This window comes from Thorsellia anophelis DSM 18579 (genome assembly GCF_900111395.1).
In the GTDB taxonomy this organism is placed as follows: Bacteria; Pseudomonadota; Gammaproteobacteria; order Enterobacterales; family Thorselliaceae; genus Thorsellia; species Thorsellia anophelis.
This window is the reverse complement of record NZ_FOHV01000061.1, coordinates 1-2,637: the sequence shown is the minus strand read 5'-3', so window position 1 is coordinate 2,637 and position 2,637 is coordinate 1. Positions and strand designations below refer to the sequence as shown.

Below are 2,637 nucleotides of genomic sequence, written 5' to 3'. Positions count from 1 at the left end.
ACAGGGTGAAAGCCCCGTACACGAAAGCCAAAGTCTGTGAGCACGAAGAGTAGAGCGGGACACGTGATATCCTGTTTGAATATGGGGGGACCATCCTCCAAGGCTAAATACTCCTGATTGACCGATAGTGAACCAGTACCGTGAGGGAAAGGCGAAAAGAACCCTGGTGAAGGGAGTGAAAAGAACCTGAAACCGTGTACGTACAAGCAGTGGGAGCCCTTCGGGGTGACTGCGTACCTTTTGTATAATGGGTCAGCGAGTTATATTTTGTAGCAAGGTTAACTGAATAAGGGAGCCGTAGGGAAACCGAGTCTTAACTGGGCGTCTAGTTGCAAGGTATAGACCCGAAACCCGGTGATCTAGCCATGGGCAGGTTGAAGGTTGGGTAACACTAACTGGAGGACCGAACCGACTAATGTTGAAAAATTAGCGGATGACTTGTGGCTGGGGGTGAAAGGCCAATCAAACCGGGAGATAGCTGGTTCTCCCCGAAAGCTATTTAGGTAGCGCCTCACACAGCATCATTGGGGGTAGAGCACTGTTTCGGCTAGGGGGTCATCCCGACTTACCGACCCGATGCAAACTCCGAATACTGATGAATGACGTGTGGGAGACACACGGCGGGTGCTAACGTCCGTCGTGGAGAGGGAAACAACCCAGACCGCCAGCTAAGGTCCCAAAGTTACAGTTAAGTGGGAAACGAAGTGGGAAGGCTTAGACAGCTAGGATGTTGGCTTAGAAGCAGCCATCATTTAAAGAAAGCGTAATAGCTCACTAGTCGAGTCGGCCTGCGCGGAAGATGTAACGGGGCTAAAACTGTACACCGAAGCTGCGGCATTGACTTAGGTCAATGGGTAGGGGAGCGTTCTGTAAGCCGTAGAAGGTGAACTGAGAAGTTTGCTGGAGGTATCAGAAGTGCGAATGCTGACATAAGTAACGATAATGCGGGTGAAAAACCCGCACGCCGGAAGACCAAGGGTTCCTGTCCAACGTTAATCGGGGCAGGGTGAGTCGACCCCTAAGGCGAGGCTGAAGAGCGTAGTCGATGGGTAACGGGTTAATATTCCCGTACTGGTATGATAGGTGAAGGGGGGACGGAGAAGGCTAGGCTAGCGCGGTGACGGATTCGCGTTTAAGCTCGTAGGTGGAAGTACTAGGCAAATCCGGTACTTTGTTAACACTGAGAAGCGACGACGAGGCACTACGGTGCTGAAGTAGTTGATGCCCTGCTTCCTGGAAAAGCCTCTAAGCATTAACTATCATATTAATCGTACCCCAAACCGACACAGGTGGTCAGGTAGAGAATACTCAGGCGCTTGAGAGAACTCGGGTGAAGGAACTAGGCAAAATGGTGCCGTAACTTCGGGAGAAGGCACGCTGACATTAGGTGAAGTCCCTCGCGGATGGAGCTGAAGTCAGTCGAAGATACCAGCTGGCTGCAACTGTTTAATAAAAACACAGCACTTTGCAAACACGTAAGTGGACGTATAAGGTGTGACGCCTGCCCGGTGCTGGAAGGTTAAATGATGGGGTTAGCGCAAGCGAAGCTCTTGATTGAAGCCCCAGTAAACGGCGGCCGTAACTATAACGGTCCTAAGGTAGCGAAATTCCTTGTCGGGTAAGTTCCGACCTGCACGAATGGCGTAATGATGGCCAGGCTGTCTCCACCCGAGACTCAGTGAAATTGAAATCGCCGTGAAGATGCGGTGTACCCGCGGCAAGACGGAAAGACCCCGTGAACCTTTACTATAGCTTGACACTGAACATTGAGCCTTAATGTGTAGGATAGGTGGGAGGCATTGAAGTAGTGACGCCAGTTGCTATGGAGCCATCCTTGAAATACCACCCTTTAATGTTTGATGTTCTCACTTAGTTCCCTAATCGGGAATGAGGACAGTGTCTGGTGGGTAGTTTGACTGGGGCGGTCTCCTCCCAAATTGTAACGGAGGAGCACGAAGGTTAGCTAAGCATGGTCGGACATCATGCGGTTAGTGTAATGGTAAAAGCTAGCTTGACTGCGAGACAGACATGTCGAGCAGGTACGAAAGTAGGTCATAGTGATCCGGTGGTTCTGTATGGAAGGGCCATCGCTCAACGGATAAAAGGTACTCCGGGGATAACAGGCTGATACCGCCCAAGAGTTCATATCGACGGCGGTGTTTGGCACCTCGATGTCGGCTCATCACATCCTGGGGCTGAAGTCGGTCCCAAGGGTACGGCTGTTCGCCGTTTAAAGTGGTACGCGAGCTGGGTTTAGAACGTCGTGAGACAGTTCGGTCCCTATCTGTCGTGGGCGTTGGAAGATTGAGGGGGGTTGCTTCTAGTACGAGAGGACCGAGGTGAACGCATCACTGGTGTTCGGGTTGTCATGCCAATGGCACTGCCCGGTAGCTAAATGCGGACGAGATAATCGCTGAAAGCATCTAAGCGAGAAACTTTCCCCAAGATGAGTCTTCCCTATACGTAAGTATCTATAAGGGTTGTTAAAGACTATGACGTTGATAGGTGAGGTGTGTAAGTACAGCGATGTATTGAGCTAACTCATACTAATTACCCGAGAGGCTTAACCTTACAACACCGAAGGTGTTTTGGTGAGTGACTTGAAAGAGTAGAGAGAGAAGTGTGATTGATAGAGTC

Annotated in this window: 1 rRNA gene; it reads left to right on the top strand. The window is 50.7% G+C overall.

Annotation, left to right across the window (positions count from 1 at the left end):
• Positions 1-2,571: ribosomal RNA gene (locus BMW37_RS14800) — 23S ribosomal RNA — on the top strand; the annotation flags it as partial.
• Positions 2,572-2,637 lie beyond the last annotated feature (66 nt).